15 protein-coding genes are annotated in these 17,956 nt (G+C 63.4%); 10 read left to right on the top strand and 5 right to left on the bottom strand.

Features of this window, described 5'->3' with window-relative positions:
- The first annotated feature begins 38 nt into the window (after positions 1-38).
- The 7 genes from ppc to BT179_RS08910 all read left to right on the top strand — a co-directional run bounded on the left by ppc (position 39) and on the right by BT179_RS08910 (position 7,449).
- Positions 39-2,669 carry a phosphoenolpyruvate carboxylase gene (gene ppc, locus BT179_RS08940; protein WP_072430833.1) on the top strand — a complete coding sequence of 877 codons (2,631 nt, stop codon included), beginning with the start codon at positions 39-41 and terminating at the stop codon, positions 2,667-2,669.
- Positions 2,670-2,960: 291 nt separating this feature from the next.
- Positions 2,961-3,608, top strand: a complete 648-nt coding sequence (gene adk / locus BT179_RS08935; protein ID WP_072430834.1) for an adenylate kinase — start codon at positions 2,961-2,963, stop codon at positions 3,606-3,608.
- Between the two features lie 91 nt (positions 3,609-3,699).
- Positions 3,700-4,377, top strand: coding sequence for a tRNA (adenosine(37)-N6)-threonylcarbamoyltransferase complex dimerization subunit type 1 TsaB (gene tsaB / locus BT179_RS08930; protein WP_072388016.1), 678 nt, complete (start codon positions 3,700-3,702; stop codon positions 4,375-4,377).
- Positions 4,378-4,718: 341 nt separating this feature from the next.
- Positions 4,719-5,027: a hypothetical protein gene (locus tag BT179_RS08925; RefSeq protein WP_072388014.1), complete on the top strand. Its 309-nt coding sequence runs from the start codon at positions 4,719-4,721 to the stop codon at positions 5,025-5,027.
- A complete protein-coding gene (locus BT179_RS08920; protein WP_072388012.1) occupies positions 5,027-5,887 on the top strand; it encodes a DUF72 domain-containing protein in 861 nt (286 codons plus the stop codon). Before BT179_RS08925 ends, BT179_RS08920 begins: the two co-directional genes overlap by 1 nt.
- 32 nt (positions 5,888-5,919) lie before the next feature.
- Entirely contained in the window at positions 5,920-6,741 is an 822-nt protein-coding gene (locus tag BT179_RS08915; RefSeq protein ID WP_072388010.1) for an isocitrate lyase/PEP mutase family protein, read from the top strand.
- Between the two features lie 9 nt (positions 6,742-6,750).
- Positions 6,751-7,449, top strand: a complete 699-nt coding sequence (locus tag BT179_RS08910) for an extensin-like domain-containing protein (protein ID WP_072430835.1) — start codon at positions 6,751-6,753, stop codon at positions 7,447-7,449.
- Positions 7,450-7,565: 116 nt separating this feature from the next.
- On the opposite strand, the gene BT179_RS08905 is transcribed toward BT179_RS08910, so the two are convergent.
- Positions 7,566-8,186: an energy transducer TonB gene (locus BT179_RS08905; RefSeq protein WP_072388006.1), complete on the bottom strand. Its 621-nt coding sequence runs from the start codon at positions 8,184-8,186 to the stop codon at positions 7,566-7,568.
- Positions 8,187-8,278: 92 nt separating this feature from the next.
- On the opposite strand from BT179_RS08905, the gene BT179_RS08900 reads away from it, so the two are divergent.
- Positions 8,279-9,061 (top strand): class I SAM-dependent methyltransferase, encoded by a 783-nt coding sequence (locus BT179_RS08900; RefSeq protein ID WP_072430836.1) that lies wholly within the window; start codon positions 8,279-8,281, stop codon positions 9,059-9,061.
- A gap of 56 nt (positions 9,062-9,117) precedes the next feature.
- Here BT179_RS08900 and BT179_RS08895 read toward each other — a convergent pair whose 3' ends face one another.
- A complete protein-coding gene (locus BT179_RS08895; RefSeq protein ID WP_072388002.1) occupies positions 9,118-9,753 on the bottom strand; it encodes a TetR/AcrR family transcriptional regulator in 636 nt (211 codons plus the stop codon).
- 93 nt (positions 9,754-9,846) lie between these two features.
- Between BT179_RS08895 and BT179_RS08890 the strand changes: the two genes are divergently transcribed.
- Both BT179_RS08890 and BT179_RS08885 read left to right on the top strand, forming a co-directional pair.
- Positions 9,847-10,947 (top strand): efflux RND transporter periplasmic adaptor subunit, encoded by a 1,101-nt coding sequence (locus BT179_RS08890; RefSeq protein ID WP_072388000.1) that lies wholly within the window; start codon positions 9,847-9,849, stop codon positions 10,945-10,947.
- Positions 10,948-10,952: 5 nt separating this feature from the next.
- Positions 10,953-14,018 carry an efflux RND transporter permease subunit gene (locus tag BT179_RS08885; protein ID WP_072387998.1) on the top strand — a complete coding sequence of 1,022 codons (3,066 nt, stop codon included), beginning with the start codon at positions 10,953-10,955 and terminating at the stop codon, positions 14,016-14,018.
- Positions 14,019-14,151: 133 nt separating this feature from the next.
- Here BT179_RS08885 and BT179_RS08880 read toward each other — a convergent pair whose 3' ends face one another.
- From BT179_RS08880 to plsB, 3 genes are read right to left on the bottom strand one after another with little or no spacing between them, the layout of a single operon-like run.
- Entirely contained in the window at positions 14,152-14,841 is a 690-nt protein-coding gene (locus BT179_RS08880) for a DUF4197 domain-containing protein (RefSeq protein WP_072387996.1), read from the bottom strand.
- Between the two features lie 31 nt (positions 14,842-14,872).
- Positions 14,873-15,271 carry a YbaY family lipoprotein gene (locus BT179_RS08875; RefSeq protein WP_072387994.1) on the bottom strand — a complete coding sequence of 133 codons (399 nt, stop codon included), beginning with the start codon at positions 15,269-15,271 and terminating at the stop codon, positions 14,873-14,875.
- A gap of 53 nt (positions 15,272-15,324) precedes the next feature.
- Positions 15,325-17,826 (bottom strand): glycerol-3-phosphate 1-O-acyltransferase PlsB, encoded by a 2,502-nt coding sequence (plsB, locus tag BT179_RS08870; protein WP_072430837.1) that lies wholly within the window; start codon positions 17,824-17,826, stop codon positions 15,325-15,327.
- Between the last annotated feature and the right edge of the window lie 130 nt (positions 17,827-17,956).

The following is a 17,956-nucleotide window of genomic DNA, read 5'->3' as shown; positions in this document are numbered from 1 at the left end:
CCGATAGCTGTCCGGACCTATTTGCTGGAGAACTGCTGATGACCGATATCGATGCACGCTTGCGCGAGGATGTTCACCTGCTCGGCGAGTTGTTGGGCAACACCATTCGCGAACAGTACGGGGACCGGTTTCTCGACAAGATCGAGCAGATCCGCAAGGGCGCCAAGGCCGACCGGCGTGGTTCCGTGGATGCCGAACTCAGTGCCAGCCTCAACCAGTTGAGCGAGGATGAGCTGCTGCCGGTGGCGCGGGCGTTCAACCAGTTCCTCAATCTGGCCAACATCGCTGAGCAATACCAGCTCATCCACAGGCGGGACGAATCACAGCCGGCGCCTTTCGAGGCGCGGGTGTTGCCCGAGCTGCTCGCCCGGCTTCGGGCCGAGGGGCATGGCGCCGAGTCCCTGGCCCGGCAACTGGGCCGGCTGGAGATCGAACTGGTCCTCACCGCCCACCCCACGGAAGTGGCCCGTCGCACGCTGATCCAGAAATACGACGCCATCGCCGCGCAACTGGCGGCCCAGGATCATCGCGACCTGACCGCCGCCGAGCGGGCGCAGATTCATCAGCGTCTGCAACGACTGATCGCCGAAGCCTGGCACACCGAGGAAATCCGTCGCACCCGGCCGACACCCGTGGACGAGGCCAAGTGGGGGTTCGCGGTCATCGAGCATTCGTTGTGGCAGGCCATCCCCAATTACCTGCGCAAGGCCGACCAGGCCCTGCTCGCCGCCACCGGGCTGCGCTTGCCTCTGGAGGCCGCGCCCATCCGCTTTGCCTCGTGGATGGGAGGTGACCGCGACGGCAACCCGAATGTCACCGCCGCGGTCACCCGTGAAGTGTTGCTGCTGGCGCGGTGGATGGCGGCAGACCTGTACCTGCGTGACGTCGATCAACTGGCCGCCGAGCTGTCCATGCAAAAGGCCAGCGATGCCCTGCGTGCACAGGCCGGAGACAGTGCCGAGCCTTATCGGGCCGTGCTCAAGCAGTTGCGCGAACGCTTGCGGGCCACCCGCAACTGGGCCCAGGCTTCCCTCAAGGCCACTACGCCGGCCCCGGCGCAAGTGCTGCAGAACAACCGCGAGCTGCTCGATCCCCTGGAACTGTGCTACCAGTCGTTGCACGACTGCGGCATGGGGGTGATCGCCGACGGGCCGCTGCTCGATTGCCTGCGCCGGGCGGTGACGTTCGGCCTGTTCCTGGTGCGCCTCGACGTACGCCAGGACTCGACGCGCCATACCGCCGCCATGACCGAGATCACCGATTACCTGGGATTGGGCCGTTACGGCGACTGGAGCGAAGAGCAGCGCATCGGCTTCCTGCTGGATGAGCTGAACAACCGGCGTCCGCTGTTACCGGCCAACTTCAAGCCATCGGCCGACACGGCGGAAGTCCTGGCCACGTGTCGGGAAGTGGCGGCGGCGCCAGCGGCGTCGCTGGGCTCGTACGTGATCTCCATGGCCGGTGCGGCCTCCGATGTACTGGCGGTGCAACTGCTGCTCAAGGAGGCCGGCGTGCTGCGGCCGATGCGCGTGGTGCCGTTGTTCGAGACCCTGGCCGACCTGGACAATGCCGGGCCGGTGATCGAGCGACTGTTGCTGCTGCCGGGCTACCGTTCGCGCCTGCAAGGGCCGCAGGAAGTGATGATCGGCTACTCCGACTCGGCCAAGGACGCCGGGACCACGGCGGCGGCCTGGGCGCAATACCGCGCCCAGGAACGGCTGGTGGACATCTGCCGGGAGCAGCAAGTCGAACTGCTGCTGTTCCACGGCCGTGGCGGCACCGTGGGCCGTGGTGGCGGTCCGGCCCATGCGGCGATCCTGTCCCAGCCACCGGGTTCGGTGGCGGGGCGTTTCCGCACCACCGAGCAGGGCGAAATGATTCGTTTCAAATTCGGCCTGCCGGATATCGCCGAACAGAACCTCAACCTGTACCTGGCCGCAGTGCTGGAAGCGACCCTGCTTCCGCCGCCACCGCCGACGCCCGAATGGCGGCACCTGATGGACGAACTGGCGGCCGACGGGGTCAAGGCCTACCGCGCCGTGGTGCGGGAAAACCCGCAGTTCGTCGAGTATTTCCGCCAGTCCACGCCGGAGCAGGAGCTGGGCCGCCTGCCCCTGGGCAGCCGGCCGGCCAAACGCCGGGCCGGCGGTATCGAAAGCCTGCGGGCGATCCCATGGATCTTCGGTTGGACCCAGACCCGCCTGATGCTCCCGGCCTGGCTTGGCTGGGAAACCGCCCTGGGCAAGGCCCTGGAGCGCGGCGAGGGCGAACTGCTGGGACAGATGCGCGAGCAATGGCCGTTCTTCCGCACCCGCATCGACATGCTGGAGATGGTGCTGGCCAAGGCGGACGCCGACATCGCGCGCTCCTACGACGAGCGTCTGGTGGAACCGGCGCTGAGACCTTTGGGTGCGCATTTACGCGACCTATTGTCGCAGGCCTGTTCCGTGGTCCTGGGGTTGACCGGTCAGTCGCAACTACTGGCACATAGCCCAGAGACGCTGGAATTCATTCGCCTGCGCAACACCTACCTCGACCCGTTGCACCTGCTGCAGGCCGAACTGCTGGCGCGCTCGCGGCAGCAGGAGGTGGCCCAGGGCAGCCCCGTGGAACAGGCGTTGCTGGTGTCTGTGGCAGGGATTGCCGCCGGTTTGCGCAACACCGGCTAAGCTCAGGCAGCGCTGCGAAACGGCTCGCCCGGTGACGCCGGGCGATGCGAGGAGCCAGGGAAAGCAGGTCGACCAGGCGACAGTTTGTTGCCCGGTTGCGACGTTCGCCACCTCCTCCAAAGGTCGCGTCGAGCGCGGGTTCCTCCGACTTTCGGCGGCTTGTGTGGGTCGGGCCTGCTGTGTATCTTGATCAGCCTTTGGCCGTTTGGGCGGCCACGATCCTGTTTTTCCGAGATTGGCCCCACGAGGCGAATCCGAGCGTTTTACATAAAAAAATTGAGGAGCACATCGATGCGCGTCATTCTGCTGGGAGCTCCCGGGGCCGGTAAAGGTACTCAGGCAAAGTTCATCACTGAAAAATTCGGTATCCCGCAAATCTCCACCGGCGACATGCTGCGTGCTGCGGTCAAGGCCGGAACCGAGCTGGGCGTCAAGGCCAAGGGCATCATGGATGCCGGTGGCCTGGTGTCGGATGACCTGATCATTGCCCTGGTCAAGGATCGTATCGCTCAACCCGACTGCGCCAACGGTTTCCTGTTCGACGGTTTCCCGCGCACCATCCCGCAGGCCGAAGCCCTGGTCGCCGCTGGCGTGGAGCTCGATCACGTGGTCGAGATCGCCGTCGATGACGAAGAGATCGTCCAGCGCATTGCCGGGCGTCGCGTCCACGAGCCTTCGGGCCGTGTGTATCACACCGTCTACAACCCGCCTAAACTCGCGGGCAAGGACGATATCACCGGTGAAGCACTGGTGCAGCGCAAGGACGACACCGAAGAAACCGTGCGTCATCGCCTCTCGGTCTACCACTCCCAGACCAAGCCGCTGGTGGACTTCTACCAGAAGCTGTCCGCCGCCCAGGGCAAACCGAAATACAGCCATATCGAAGGCGTCGGCTCGGTGGATGCGATCACCGACAAGGTGCTCAAGGCGCTGAGCTGAAAAAACGATCCGCTGTTCCAACTCCGGCCCGCTTGCGGGCCGGAGTTGTTTATACTGGCGCACTTTTTTCCCCTGATTGACGGATACATCGATGAGCACCCTGCTGGCCCTGGACACCGCGACCGAAGCTTGCTCCGTTGCCTTGCTGCACGACGGCAAGGTCACGAGCCATTACGAGGTGATCCCCCGCCTTCACGCGCAGAAACTGCTGCCGATGATCCAGCAGTTGCTCAGCGATGCCGGAACCACCCTGCAGGCGGTGGATGCGATTGCCTTTGGGCGTGGACCGGGGGCATTCACCGGTGTGCGCATCGCCATCGGCGTGGTGCAGGGGCTGGCGTTTGCGCTGGAGCGCCCGGTGTTGCCGGTGTCGAACCTGGCGGTGCTGGCCCAGCGGGCGTTGCGTGAGCAAGGTGCCCGCCAGGTGGCCGCCGCCATCGACGCCCGCATGGATGAGGTGTATTGGGGCTGCTATCGCGAAATCGACGGCGAGATGCGCCTGGTGGGCCAGGAAGCGGTGATGCCGCCCGAGGCCGCGGCTTTGCCGCCCGGAACGGATGGGCAATGGTTCGGCGCTGGCACCGGATGGGGCTATGGGGCACGAATCGCCGTGAACCTCAGCGGCCAGGATCCGACAATGCTGCCGCACGCCGAAGACCTGCTGGCCCTGGCGCGTTTCGCCTGGGAGCGCGGCGAAGCCATCCCCGCCGACGACGCCCAACCGGTTTACCTGCGGGACAAAGTCGCCACGCCCAAGTCCGAACGCTAGAACCGATCTTGGCCAGAACGCTGCTGTGGTTGTGGCGAGGGGATTCATTCCCGCCGGGGCGCGAAGCGACTCCCGATAGTGTTGCGCTGTGCGCTTGGTGGGCGAATGCTGCCCGTTCGAGCGGGGATGAATCCCCTTGCCACACATCTATTCGTCTGCACAGGCGCATCCGCCGCCAAAGTCATCTGCCCTCGCAAAAGTCACATCCGATATCGCCAGTCGTCACTTTTTTTGCCGGTTTTTAAACCTTTTTGGCTTTCTGTGTTCTAGTTATCACTTGCGCGTTTGCGCGGCTGCGAAAGTGCCGCTAAATTGCCATCATTGATACCGAGCATTCAGTTATGCGTATAGACGGCGTTTCATCCCAGTCCTATCCCATCAAGCGCAGGCCTCGTACAGGCAGGATCGCTGATCAGGAGAACTTCGACGAAGTCGATGGCGAACTGGAGTTCCCGTCCGAAGAGCAACTGGCTGCCCGTGCCGCCAAGGCCAGCGCGCAACGCCTGAGCAATCTTCCCGCCCGTCAGCAGGACATGATTTACCATCGCGCCATGACCCGTAGCGTCGCCACGGCCCTGGCCAGCTACCTGAGCACCGCCGGCTTCGTCGATTGGGATATGGAAGTGCTGGGCCTCGATCTCTACATCTGATGGCATTGCCTTACTACCTGGGCTGCCCGTCCTGGAGTGAAAACGCCTGGCGCGACTACCTGTATCCCCAGGACGCCAGAAGCACCGATTTTCTCGACCTCTATTCCCAAGTGTTCAACGCCGTGGAAGGCAATACGACCTTCTACGCCAGCCCCTCTGCGGCCATCGTGCAGCGTTGGGCGCAAACCATGCCCTCGCACTTTCGCTTCACGGCCAAGTTCCCCGGCGATATCAGCCACCAAGGCGATTTGCGTGAGCACCAGAGCGCCGTCGACACATTCGTGCAATTGCTCCGCCCCTTGGGGGAACGGGTATCGCCGTTCTGGTTGCAGTTATCCAAGGCCTTCACGCCGGATCGATTGCCGGAGCTGGCAGGGTTCATCGACGCATTCGAAGGTCCCTTGGCCGTGGAGGTGCGTCACGATGAATTCTTCGCCAAGGGCGATGCCGAGCGCCGGCTCAACCGCCTGTTGCTCGACCGCGAGGTGGAGCGTATCTGCCTCGACCCCCGGGCGTTGTTCAGTTGCACATCGACCGACCCCTGCGTGCTTCATGCCCAGTCGAAAAAGCCCCGGGTGCCGCCGCGGCCGGCCGCGTTCACCCAATGCCCGCAGGTACGCTTCATCGGTCATCCAGCGCTGGAGGCCAACGAGCCGTTCCTGACGCCCTGGGTAGAAAAAATCGCCGGCTGGATCGAAGAAGGACGCACGCCGTACATCTTCCTGCACACCGCCGATAACGTGCTGGCGGCAAAACTCGCGCAACACTTTCACCGGCGATTGATGCATCGATTGCCTGGCTTGCCGGCCCTGCCTGAGTTATACAGAGAGCCCGCCGCCGAGCAACTGGGTTTGCTCTGAGGCGAACGTCCCTCTGCCCAGGAGCGAACTTCATGGATGCGCAAACCCGTCGAGCCCAGGCGTTCAAGGCCCTGCACGAACGCGAAGAGGCTTTCGTCATTCCCAACCCCTGGGACGCCGGTTCGGCAAAGATGCTTGCCAGCCTGGGTTTCGAAGCGTTGGCCACCACCAGTGCCGGTCATGCCTTTTCCCTGGCACGTCCCGATGGTGCGCTGGGGCTGGAAGATACCCTCGCCAATGTCCGGGCGATCGTGGCGGCCACTGACCTGCCGGTGGCAGTCGACCTGGAGAACGGTTTCGCCGATGCCCCCGAGGAGTGCGCTCGCAATCTGTTGCGTGCGGCGCAGGCCGGCGCGGTCGGGGGCTCCATCGAAGATGCCACGGGGCGCGAAGGCAGCCCGATCTATTGCTTCGAAGAGGCCGTGGCGCGGGTGAAGGCCGCGGCAGACGCGGTGCGCAGCCTGCCATATCCCTTCGTGCTGACCGCTCGCGCGGAAAATTTCCTGCATGGTAATCCCGACCTGGACGACACGATTCGTCGCCTGAAGGCTTTCGCCGATGCTGGCGCCGACGTGCTCTACGCACCGGGGCTCAGCAGCGCCGGGCAGGTGCTGGCGGTGGTGCAGGCGGTGGCGCCCAAACCGGTGAATGTCCTGATGTCCGGCGCACTGGACCTGACGGTCGCGCAATTGAGCGAGCTGGGCGTCAAGCGCATCAGTGTCGGCTCTGCCCTGGCCCTGGCGGCGTACGGTGAGTTCATGCGTGCCGCCGAAGAGATCAGGCAGCAGGGCACCTTCACTTTTACCCGGCGTTCAATGCCGTTCCGGCAGGCCAACGAGTTGTTCAAGGGCTGAGGTCGGGCTGTGCGGGGATTGAAGGTATTCGCGTGTCTGCTGCTGATCGTTGGCGGCGCGGTGCTGGGTGTGTGGCAAGGTTGGCTGGCGGTGCCGCCGCAATGGAACCCCTGGGCGCCGCTGGATATCAACAGCCCGCCGAACCTGCTGACCCGTTACAAGCTGATGGCCCTGCGCAACGATCCGCAACTCTGTGACCAGGCCCTCGCGACCTCTATCCTGCGGGTCGTTCGCCAGGCCGATAGCGATCCCAGGGGCAATTGCCCATTGACCAATGTCGTAAGAGTCCAGGGCAGCGAGGTGGCGCTGAGCAGCAGCTTCCTGGCCAGTTGCCCGCTGGCGGTGGCATTCGCCCTGTTCGAGCGCCATGCGTTGCAGCCGGCGGCCATGGCGGCCTATGGGCAGAAAGTGAAGCGGGTCGATCACCTGGGCAGTTTTGCCTGCCGCAACATGTACGGTCGTGAGACCGGCGCGCGCAGCCAGCATGCCACCGCAAGCGCCCTGGACATAGCCGGGTTTCGCCTGGCCGACGGGCGTGCGATCAGCGTCCTCAGGGACTGGCCCAAGGACAATGCCGATGCGCGTTTTCTACGTCAGGCCCGGGATGGCGCCTGCGATATGTTCAGTGTGGTCCTGAGCCCGGACTACAACGCGGCGCACCGCAATCATTTCCATCTGGACGTGGGGCCCTGGTGGATCTGTCGCTAGGCTCTGTTCGAAAAGCCTTGATACTCGTTCATGCTGACCTGAGACGGGGCTTGCTGTTCTCATTTCGCCACGCCTGGCCTTCGCGCAGACATATCCCAGACAGAGTCAGGATAGCCTCAGGCGGCGATACGCAGGTTCTGCAGCACGATCGGACGTGCCCAGCGAGTGTCGAAATCCAGTGCCTTCTGCTGCGCCACCAATTCCTCTTCCGGAAATGGCGGGAAAGGCTTGTCCAGCAGGTCCAGTTCGAACTCGGCGATCGGCAAGTGCAGGGGGCGAGGTTGTGGCGCAGGGCCAGGTTCCGGCAGTGGCTGGCCAGCGGTGAGGACGATTGGGCGGACCCAGTTGCTTTCGAAGTTCTGCTGTTTTTGCTGGGCGACGATTTCTTCCGGCGGGAAGGGCGGGAAGGGTTTGTCCAGCAGGTCGAGTTCGAATTCGGCGATGGGCAGGAACAGCGGTTCTGGCGGTTTGACCTGGGTTTGTGTCACGTCGCAGGTGCGCTGGCTGACGATGTGGTCCAGCAGTTCGGCGCCGAGGGTCGGTTCAACAGCCTCATCGAGGGCGACCGGCTGGTAGCTGCCGGGCGCCGGTGCGTTTTCACCCAGTTGATCGGCCAGGGCCCGGGCAAAGAAATCCTGCCACAGGTGACTGACGCCGCTCAGCGCTTGGGTGTTACGCAGGCTGTAATCGCCGTAAGGGGAGATGACGCCTATCGATGTGGATTGAATGTCTGACATTTTTCTCGGTCGACGCTCAGCTCTGGCAAAATGCCGTTCACCGTTGTTATCGGCCGTTTTTGCCGATCCTTAATTTTTTGAGCATGTTTTCCATGAGTGAGCGAACCGCGGCCTGCCGCATCCACGTCGAGGCCCTGGCCCCGGCCTTCCAGCCACAGGCCGAGCACTGGGCCCAGCGGCTTGGGCTGCCCTTGCAGGTGGAGGATGGCGAGTTTGCCTTGCAGATCGGCGCGCAGGGGTTGCAACTGCAGCAACTGGGGCCGGACGCGCCGGGGCCGGTACGGGTGGACTTCGTCGAGGGGGGCGCAGCGCATCGCCGGTTGTACGGTGGCGGCAGCGGGCAAATGATCGCCAAGGCGGTGGGCATCGCCCAGGGCGTGCGTCCGCGGGTGCTGGATGCCACCGCCGGGTTGGGCAAGGATGCCTTTGTCCTGGCCAGCCTGGGCTGCGACATGAGCCTGGTCGAGCGCCAGCCGCTGATCGGCGCCTTGCTGGAGGACGGCCTGGCCCGAGGCGCGGAGGATTTCGACGTCGCCCCCATCGTGGCCCGCATGCGCCTGTTCAAGGGCAACGCCATCGAGGTGATGCGTAACTGGGAAGGCGAGCCCCCCCAGGTGATCTACCTGGACCCGATGTTTCCCCATCGCGAGAAAACCGCCTTGGTGAAGAAGGAGATGCGCCTGTTCCGTCCCCTGGTGGGCGACGACCTGGACGCCCCGGCGTTGCTGGCCGCAGCACTGGCCCTGGCGAGCCATCGGGTGGTGGTCAAGCGTCCGCGCAAGGCACCGTGCATCGAAGGACCCAAGCCGAGTCATGGCCTGGAGGGCAAGTCCAGCCGCTACGATATCTATCCCAAGAAAGCCCTCAAGCCCTGAGACCGGGGGCCTTCATCGTGGCCAGCCCACGATCGGGCCCTTCGATACGCCGAGGACTAGGGGTGGTAAGCCCGCATGAACAACCCCACCACTTCCCGCACATGGTCCTCGGCCGCGTCGCGGTCCAGCGGCTCGCCGCAGCCATACAGCAAGCGGAAGTTCGCCGCTCCCTTGATCAGGCAAAAGAAATGTTCGGCGGCATGGCGGGGCTTGTCGATGCTCAAGGCCCCGCTCTGGTGGACCTTGGTCAGCAAACGCTCCATGCCGGTGAGCATCCGCTGGGGACCGGCTTCGTAGAACACCGTCGAAAGCTTGGGATCCTGGCTGCCCAGGGTCATGATCAGCCGATGCAGGTTCACCGACTCGTCACTGTTGATCAGTTGATGGAAGCCTCGGGCGATGGTCAGCAGCACGTTTTCAATCGGCACGCCTTCCGGCCATTCGAAGAACAGCAAGGGAACCTGCTCCTCGCATTTGGCGATCACCGCGGCGGAAAACAACGTTTCCTTGTCGTTGAAATGGCTATAGACCGTCAGTTTCGACACACCAGCCTCGGCGGCCACGGCCTCCATGCTGGTACTGGCGTAGCCCATGCTCAGGAACAGGCGCTTGGCGGCGTCGAGAATGGCCTGGCGCTTGGCCAGGTCCTTGGGACGGCCGGGGCCGCTGGGGGATGAAAGATTGTTCGACATTCTTCGCGTTAATACTGGACTGGTGAGTTTGCTATTAATAACATACTCGCCAGTATAATTATTCCAAGCACCCTTAGCGAAAGGTCACTCGTCATGTTCCGCTATGCGTCGTCCCTCGCCCTGCCAGTCAGCCTGGCTTTTTTATTGTCTGCGTGTGGCCATGACGAACCGGTGCCCGTTGCCGTGCGTCCTGCCATGGTGGTCAAGCCCGAGCCCTCGGCCCAGGCGACGGACAGCTATCCTGGCGAGGTGCGGGCGCGTTTCGAGCCGGACCTGGCTTTCCGTATCGGTGGCAAGGTAAGCCGCCGGCTGGTGGAGGAAGGCCAGAGGGTCAAGGCCAACCAGCCATTGGCCGAGCTCGACCCCGAGGACGTGCGCCTGCAACTGGAGGCCACCCGGGCCCAGGTGGCCGCCGCCGAGGCCAACCTCAACCTGGTGCGGGCCGAACGTGATCGCTACAAGACCTTGCTGGATCGGCAGATGGTCAGCCGGTCCCAATACGACAACGCCGAAAACCTTTACCGCTCCGGCGCCGCGCGGCTCAAGCAGATCAAGGCCGAATTCGACGTGGCCAGCAACCAGGCCAGCTATTCGGTATTGCGTGCACCCCAGGATGGCGTAGTCGCCCGACGTTCGGTGGAAGTGGGGCAGGTGGTATCGGCCGGTCAGACGGTCTTCACCCTGGCCACCGATGGGGAGCGTGAGGTGCTCATCAGCCTGCCGGAGCAGAGCTTCGGCCGCTTCAAGATCGGCCAGCCGGTCTCCGTGGAGCTATGGAGCCAGCCCGATCAGCGCTTCAGTGGGCGTATCCGTGAACTTTCGCCGGCCGCCGATCCCAAGTCCCGCACGTTCGCCGCTCGGGTGGCCTTCACGGCCGGCAGCGTGCCGGCCGAGCTGGGCCAGAGCGCGCGGGTGTTTATCCAGGCCGCCGACAAGGTTCCGCTGTCGGTGCCACTCTCGGCACTGACCGCCGAGAACGGTGCCACCTATGTCTGGGTGGTCAATGCCAACCACACCCTGAAAAAAGTCCCGGTGCGCGTCGGCGCCTTCGGCGAGAAGACCGTGCCGGTGCTGGAAGGCTTGAGCCCCGACGATTGGGTCGTCGCGGCGGGCGTGCATGTGCTCCTCGACGGCCAGCAGGTACGGCCTGTGGATCGCTCCAACCGTGCGGTCAACCTGGCGGCCAAGGAGTAATCCCGATGGGTTTCAATCTTTCCGAGTGGGCGCTGCGTAATCGCCAGATCGTACTGTTCCTGATGTTGCTGCTGGCTATCGTTGGTGCGCTTTCCTACACCAAGCTGGGCCAGAGCGAAGATCCACCGTTCACGTTCAAGGCCATGGTGATTCGCACCAACTGGCCGGGGGCCACGGCCGAGGAAATGTCGCGGCAGGTCACCGAGCGCATCGAAAAGAAGCTGATGGAAACCGGCGATTACGAAAAGATCGTCTCGTTCTCGCGGCCGGGCGAGTCCCAGGTGACCTTCATGGCCCGCGACTCCCTGCATTCGGCACAGATCCCCGAGCTGTGGTACCAGATCCGCAAGAAAGTCGCCGATATCCGTCACACGTTGCCGCCGGGTATCCAGGGGCCGTTCTTCAACGATGAGTTCGGCACGACCTTTGGCAATATCTACGCGCTGACCGGCGACGGGTTCGACTACGGTGTGCTCAAGGATTACGCCGACCGTGTGCAGATCCAGCTGCAACGGGTCAAGGACGTGGGCAAGGTCGAGCTGATTGGCCTGCAGGACGAAAAGATCTGGATCGAACTGTCGAACGTAAAGCTGGCCACCCTTGGCTTGCCCCTGGCGGCGGTCCAGCAGGCCCTCGAGGAGCAGAATGCGGTGTCCACCGCCGGTTTCTTCGAAACCGGTAGCGAGCGCCTGCAGCTACGGGTGTCGGGGAATTTCCAGACCGTGGAAGAGATTCGCAGCTTCCCCATCCGGGTCGCCGATCGTACGTTCCGTATCGACGATGTGGCGGATGTGCGTCGCGGTTTCAACGATCCTCCGGCACCGCGCATGCGCTTCATGGGCGAAGACGCCATCGGCCTGGCTGTGGCCATGAAGGACGGCGGTGACATTCTGATCCTGGGCAAGGCCCTGGAGGCCGAGTTTGCCCGGATCCAGAACAATCTCCCGGCCGGCATGCAACTGCGCAAGGTCTCGGACCAGCCGGCGGCGGTGAAGACCGGTGTGGGCGAGTTCGTCCAGGTGCTGGTGGAAGCGCTGACGATCGTGTTGCTGGTGAGCTTCTTTTCCCTGGGCCTGCGCACCGGGATGGTGGTGGCCCTGGCGATTCCGCTGGTGCTGGCGATGACTTTCGCGGCGATGTATTACCTGGGGATCGGCCTGCACAAGATTTCCCTTGGCGCGCTGGTGCTGGCCCTGGGGCTGCTGGTGGACGACGCGATCATCGCCGTGGAGATGATGGCGATCAAGATGGAGCAGGGCTTCGACCGGATCAAGGCCGCCAGCTATGCCTGGACCAGCACTGCATTCCCGATGCTCACCGGTACGCTGATCACGGCGGCGGGGTTCCTGCCGATCGCCACGGCGCAATCGGGCACCGGCGAATATACCCGTTCGATTTTCCAGGTGGTGACCCTGGCGTTGGTGGCGTCCTGGGTGGCTGCGGTGGTGTTCGTGCCTTACCTGGGGGAAAAGCTGCTGCCGGACCTGGCGAAAATCCATGCGGCCAGACACGGCACTCGTGACGGTCAGCCCGATCCCTATGGCACGCCGTTCTACCAGCGCGTCCGGCGCCTGGTGGAGTGGTGCGTGCGTCGGCGTAAAACCGTCATCGCACTGACGGTGCTGCTGTTTGTCGGCTCAGTGGTGCTGTTCCGTTTTGTCCCTCAGCAATTCTTCCCGGCGTCGGGACGTCTGGAGTTGATGGTCGACCTGAAGCTGGAGGAAGGCGCCTCCCTGAGCAACACCGCCGAACAGGTCAAGCGCCTGGAAGCGATGCTCAAGGATCATCCGGGCATCGATAACTACGTGGCCTATGTCGGTACCGGGTCTCCTCGTTTCTATCTGCCGCTGGATCAACAACTGCCTGCTCCCAGCTTCGCCCAGTTCGTGGTGCTGGCCAAGACCATCGAGGATCGCGAGCCGTTGCGCAGCTGGCTGATCAGCACCTTGAACGAACAGTTTCCCACCCTGCGTTCACGGGTCACTCGCCTGGAAAACGGACCACCCGTGGGTTACCCGGTGCAGTTCCGGGTGACCGGCGAGCACATCGAAGAAGTCCGGGCCCTGGCGAGGAAAGTGGCGACCAAGGTGCGTGAAAACCCCTACGTGGCCAATGTGCATCTGGATTGGGAAGAGCCGAGCAAGGTCGTGTACCTGAATGTCGATCAGGAGCGCGCCCGGGCCCTGGGGGTGAGCACCGTCGACCTGTCGAAGTTCCTCCAGAGTTCCCTCATCGGCTCCAGCGTCAGCCAGTACCGCGAAGACAACGAGCTGATCGAGATCCTGCTGCGTGGCACCGTGCACGAACGCACCGAACTGTCCTTGCTGCCCAGCCTCGCGGTGCCTACCGAGAATGGCACCAGCGTTGCGCTGTCCCAGATCGCGACGTTGGAGTACGGCTTCGAAGAAGGCGTGATCTGGCACCGCAACCGCCTGCCGAGCGTGACCGTGCGGGCCGACATTTACGGCAAGGAGCAACCGGCGACCCTGGTCCAGCAGATCTTCCCGACCCTGGACCCGATTCGGGCCGAGTTGCCGGATGGCTACCTGCTGGAGGTCGGCGGTACGGTAGAGGATTCGGCTCGCGGCCAGAAGTCGGTGAATGCCGGTGTGCCGCTGTTCATCGTGGTGGTGCTGACGTTGCTGATGCTGCAGCTGCGCAGCTTCTCGCGCACGGCCATGGTGTTCCTGACCGCTCCCCTGGGGCTGATCGGTGTGACGCTGTTTTTGCTGGTGTTCCGCCAGCCGTTCGGTTTCGTCGCCATGCTGGGGACTATCGCCCTGTCGGGAATGATCATGCGTAACTCGGTGATCCTGGTGGACCAGATCGAGCAGGATATCGAGGCAGGACTGACGCCCTGGCAGGCGATCATCGAAGCCACCGTGCGCCGTTTCCGACCCATCGTGCTCACCGCCCTGGCGGCGGTGCTGGCAATGATCCCCTTGTCCCGCAGCCTTTTCTTCGGGCCGATGGCCGTGGCGATCATGGGGGGACTGATCGTGGCGACGGCGTTGACGCTGCTGTTCCTGCCGGCGCTGTATGCGGCCTGGTTCAGGGTCAAGAAAACCTGACTGCAGTTCTCTGACGCCAAAAGACAATGTGGGAGCGAGCCTGCTCGCGATAGCGGTGTAACAGCCAACGAAGGTGTCATGGCTGATATCGCTTCGCGAGCAGGCTCGCTCCCACAGGTGTTTATGCTGGGTGTCAGAGCGCGCCGAACACCTTCTTCGCCAGACTGGTGGCCGCGGCCGCCGGGTTCTGGCGAATGGCGGCTTCCTGCTTGCCGATCATTTCGAACAAGCCATCGAGCGCCTGTTCAGTCACGTAGTTCTCGACGTTGGCGCTTTTCGCGTCCAGTACACCGAAGGTCGCGGCCTGGCCTGCGAAGGCGTTGTATTGCTGGGCCAGGCCGACCTTGTCGGTGGCTTGCTTGACGATAGGCAGGAACTTGGCACGGATCTGCTCGCGGCTGCTCTTGTTCAGGTACTGCGTGGCCGAGTCGTTGCCGCCGCTGAGGATGCCCTTGGCATCGTCCACGCTCATGTTCTTCACTGCGTTGACCAGGATCGGCTGGGCCTGGACCACGGCGGCCTCGGCGGCCTGGTTCATGCTGCTCTCCAGTTGCTCGACCTGGTCGCCCATGCCGAAGGCCTTCATCTTGCTGGCGACCTTGCCGAGCTTGCCCGGCAGCTCGATCTTGACCTCGGGGTTGTTGCTGAAGCCGCCAGGGGTGCCGAGTTGCTTGACCGCGACTTGAGCGCCTTGGGTCAAGGCGTCCTTGAGGCCGCCCGTGGCATCTTTTTGCGACAGGTCGCCAAGGGACAGGGCCATGGCTTGGGCACTGATCAACAGGCCGGCGCACAGGCCGGTGAAACGCAGGGTAGAGCGGAGCATGACAGCGTCCTTGAAGTGAATGGGAAAGGAATCAGCGGGCAGCGTCGACACGGATCTTCAACGGCTGCGGATCATTGCCATCGAGTTGCACGGTATGTTGTTCGGTGGTGATGAACATCACGCGTCCGTCCACCTCGATACGGGCACTCACGGCATACCGGTGCCCGGGCTTGACCTGGGCCGGATCATAACTGAGGTGGAACGGCAGCGGGACCTGGCCTTTGACCGGGCCGCTCTGCTCATCGAGCACCGTGGCCGGGGCATCGGCCAGGGAAACGTCCTGCAGGCTGACGCTCAGGATCGCGCTGGGTGGCAGGGCGATGCGCTGCAGGTAGAACACTTCGCCGTCGAGGCTGTGCCGGCTCGCCAGCGGTGCGCTGGAACAGGCACCGAGCAGTGCCGCGAGGGCGATGAGGGGAAGCTTGTTCATCGGGCAATTCCTTGGTTGGGGAGGCGCCAGCGGTCAAGCGGGCGCCTGGGTGGTCAGTCCTGGGACACCGGGGCAACCTGTTCCGCCGCGTCTTCACTGCGATGCAACGCCACCTGACGGATCGACAGGCGGATTTCCGCCGGCAGCACCCGTTTGGCCGCGCCTTCGGCCAGTTCGCCCAACAACTCGTGATAGCTTAGCTTGCCCGCTTCGTCCCGGCGCAGCACGTCGAGATCCAGCATGGTCTGGATGAAGTGGCGGAACAGGCTCTTGTCGAAGAATTCCGGTGCATTCAGGCCATGGAGAATCGACAGGCGCTGGGCCATCACGGTACAGAGGTCTTCCAGCTCTTCGGCACTGATGCTGTTCTGGCCACTGTTGAGCAGCAGCGAGACCGTCATGTAGAAGCGCTGCAGGGTCTGGGCAATGCTCTTGGACAACAGGGTCAACAGCACGAAGTGCCGCGAACTCGGGGCCGGGCGCAGGTACAGGTCCTTTTCGAAGCGCAGCAGGCCCTGTTCGACGAATGCTTCGAGCCATTGGTCCACCACTTCATCCAACTGGTCCAGGGACCAGCGGATGAACAGCTCCGATTGCAGGTACGGGTACAAGGCGCGAGTGTAGCGCAGGATCTGCTCGCGACTCATGCGCGACGTACTCTGGAAGAAACTGGCCAGCAACGCGGGCAAGGCGAAGATATGCAGCACGTTGTTGCGGTAATAGGTCATCAGTACCGCGTTCTGCTCGTCCAGGTAGAGGATCTTGCCCAGGGCATCGCTCTGTTCCGACAGCAGGTCCATGCCTTTGACATGCTCGATCAAGGCCAGGCCATCGCCTTCGGGAAGGGTGGTGTAGGGTGAATACGGTACTTTGCGCAGCAAGGCCAGGTACAGGTCCAGTACCCGGGCCATGGCGCGGTCGTCCAGGGCCAGGCGGCTGGTGGACAACAGCGCCAGGGCGACGAGGTTGACCGGGTTGATCGCGGCGGCTTCGTTCAGGTGCCGGGCCACACGTTCGCCGAGACGATGGGTGGTTGCGTTGAGCCAGGCTGGCTTGAATTGCGGGCCAAGCGCCTGTTGGCGCCAGTCCGGCTGTTCGCTGTCGAGGAACTGGGCCAGCCTGATCGGTTCGCCGAAGTTGACTGCCACCTGGCCGAAGCGCTGCTTGAGGGCGCCGACGACCTTGAAAATGTCGAAGATCGACTCTTTCTTCTTGCTGGCGCCGCGCAGTTCGCCCAGGTAGGTACGGCCTTCCAGTACCCGCTCATAACCGATGTAGACCGGCACGAACACGATGGGCGTGCGCGAGGAGCGCAGGAAGCTGCGCAAGGTGATGGCAAGCATGCCGGTCTTGGGCTGCAGCATGCGCCCGGTACGCGATCGCCCGCCCTCGACGAAGTACTCCACGGGGAAGCCTTTAGTGAACAGCGTGTGCAGGTATTCGTTGAACACCGCCGTATAGAGCGGGTTGCCCTTGAATGTGCGGCGCATGAAAAACGCCCCGCCGCGGCGCAGCAGGCCGCCGATCACCGGCATGTTGAGGTTGATGCCGGCGGCGATGTGCGGTGGGGTCAGGCCGTTGCGAAACAGCAGGTAAGACAGCAGCAGGTAGTCGATATGGCTGCGATGGCAGGGTACATAGATGACTTCGTGGCCGGGAGCGATCTTCTGCACGCTCTCGATGTGGTTGACCTTGATGCCGTCGTAGATCTTGTTCCAGAACCAGCTCAGCACCACCTCCAGGAAGCGGATAGCGGTATAGGTGTAGTCCGAGGCGATCTCGTTGCCATAGCGCAGGGCCTGGGCCTTGGCTTTCTCTGTGGATATCTTTTCCCGCTCGGCCTCCTCGGCAATCGCCTGCCTGACCAACGGTTGGTTCACCAGCCCTTTGACCAGGTTGCGGCGATGGGAGATGTCGGGGCCGATCACCGCCGACTTCAGGTTGCGCAAGTGCACCCGCAGGATCCGCTGGGCCATGCGTACGGTGCGCTCGTGGCCCTTGTCGTGTTCGATCAGTTCGCGCAGGTGGATCGGCGCGGAAAACTGCACCCGGGTCTTGCGTCCCAGGATCATGATGCTCAGCAGGCGGCGCAGGCGTCCGGTGACGGCCCAACTGTCGGCGAACAGCAGTTTCCATGGGCTGGATTCGCTGTCGGGCGACTGGCCCCAGAACACACTCACCGGGATGATCTGCGCGTCTTCGGCGGCGTTCTGCGTCAGGGCATTGACCAGTCGTGTCAACGTGGGGGGCGCGCCGCGCTTGTCCTGGCGCCCGAGCCAGTCGGGGGCCGGGGTCAGATAGAAAAAGGCTGCCGGCTCCAGCAGGTTCCCCACCGCTACCGGTAATACGGGACGGGGCAGGCCGGCCTTGGTGCATTCGGTGTCGAGCACCGCCAGGTCGGTGAGCGAAGGGTCTTGCAGGACGTAGAACACCGGACGGCTGCGGTCGAGATCGAGGGTGAAGGACGACTGGTTGATCGTCTCGGAACGAACCCAGAGGTACAACAGGCGGCGCAGGGTGCCAAATACAAGACGACGGAACGGGGAGCGGGTCATACGGCTTCTGCGTGAGTGGAAAGAATCGAGCGGTCGCTAGTGTGCCGGATTCGTCGAAAATCGGCAAAAAAGCGGCGAAGTAAAGTCAGTTGAGAGTTTTCGTGTGTGTCTTATACTCGGTCGCTGATCG

The sequence above is a fragment of the Pseudomonas sp. NFACC43 genome (assembly GCF_900119645.1).
Lineage (GTDB): Bacteria > Pseudomonadota > Gammaproteobacteria > Pseudomonadales > Pseudomonadaceae > Aquipseudomonas.
Note: the sequence above shows the minus strand (reverse complement) of the source record. Positions and strands in the feature narration are given on the sequence as shown.

Bases quoted from the DNA above. Each gene is read 5' to 3' on its own strand.
- ppc (WP_072430833.1), top strand. From the start codon at position 39: ATGACCGATATCGATGCACGCTTGCGCGAGGATGTTCACCTGCTCGGC.
- BT179_RS08905 (WP_072388006.1), bottom strand. From the start codon at position 8,186: ATGTCAGACATTCAATCCACATCGATAGGCGTCATCTCCCCTTACGGC.
- BT179_RS08875 (WP_072387994.1), bottom strand. From the start codon at position 15,271: ATGAACAAGCTTCCCCTCATCGCCCTCGCGGCACTGCTCGGTGCCTGT.
- BT179_RS08880 (WP_072387996.1), bottom strand. From the start codon at position 14,841: ATGCTCCGCTCTACCCTGCGTTTCACCGGCCTGTGCGCCGGCCTGTTG.
- BT179_RS08895 (WP_072388002.1), bottom strand. From the start codon at position 9,753: ATGTCGAACAATCTTTCATCCCCCAGCGGCCCCGGCCGTCCCAAGGAC.
- BT179_RS08925 (WP_072388014.1), top strand. From the start codon at position 4,719: ATGCGTATAGACGGCGTTTCATCCCAGTCCTATCCCATCAAGCGCAGG.
- BT179_RS08915 (WP_072388010.1), top strand. From the start codon at position 5,920: ATGGATGCGCAAACCCGTCGAGCCCAGGCGTTCAAGGCCCTGCACGAA.
- plsB (WP_072430837.1), bottom strand. From the start codon at position 17,826: ATGACCCGCTCCCCGTTCCGTCGTCTTGTATTTGGCACCCTGCGCCGC.
- adk (WP_072430834.1), top strand. From the start codon at position 2,961: ATGCGCGTCATTCTGCTGGGAGCTCCCGGGGCCGGTAAAGGTACTCAG.
- tsaB (WP_072388016.1), top strand. From the start codon at position 3,700: ATGAGCACCCTGCTGGCCCTGGACACCGCGACCGAAGCTTGCTCCGTT.
- BT179_RS08890 (WP_072388000.1), top strand. From the start codon at position 9,847: ATGTTCCGCTATGCGTCGTCCCTCGCCCTGCCAGTCAGCCTGGCTTTT.
- BT179_RS08920 (WP_072388012.1), top strand. From the start codon at position 5,027: ATGGCATTGCCTTACTACCTGGGCTGCCCGTCCTGGAGTGAAAACGCC.
- BT179_RS08900 (WP_072430836.1), top strand. From the start codon at position 8,279: ATGAGTGAGCGAACCGCGGCCTGCCGCATCCACGTCGAGGCCCTGGCC.
- BT179_RS08885 (WP_072387998.1), top strand. From the start codon at position 10,953: ATGGGTTTCAATCTTTCCGAGTGGGCGCTGCGTAATCGCCAGATCGTA.